Origin of the sequence: Anaerotruncus sp. AF02-27 (assembly GCF_003465835.1) — a bacterium.
Lineage (GTDB): Bacteria > Bacillota > Clostridia > Oscillospirales > Ruminococcaceae > Anaerotruncus > Anaerotruncus rubiinfantis.
In genome coordinates this window covers 51,718-52,150 of sequence record NZ_QSBX01000022.1, presented here as the reverse complement: position 1 = coordinate 52,150, position 433 = coordinate 51,718, and positions in this window count along the sequence as shown.

Sequence of the window (433 nt, the reverse complement as noted above, 5' to 3'; positions counted from 1 at the left end):
AACTTTGATTTTGCGAAATACATTGTTATTATTTTACAGCGTTCCCCTGCAAATATCAATGACCCTTTTTTAAAAACTCTATGCCTTCTAAAATAGCATCCAATTTGGACAATGTAAGATCAACTTTTCGTGTTCTTTGTTTTACTCTAAATATGATATGCTTCTCTTTGTGCTCAAACGAATCACATTTTACAGTTGGACAGGATTCCCGCTGAAGCATTTTCAAGCAATGGCTCAATTTGTCCTTATAACAGAGATTTTTAGGACAATGTACTCTCGTGCAAACCTCACATAAACAAGACCAACAATTATACAGACCATATTTTGAATGATAGTAATTTGACATCTGTACAAAGCCCTAAATAGCCGCCCGGCCAATGAATTTAGGCCGGGCGGCTATTTACTCTCCTCTTTATTAATTATATCACATCAA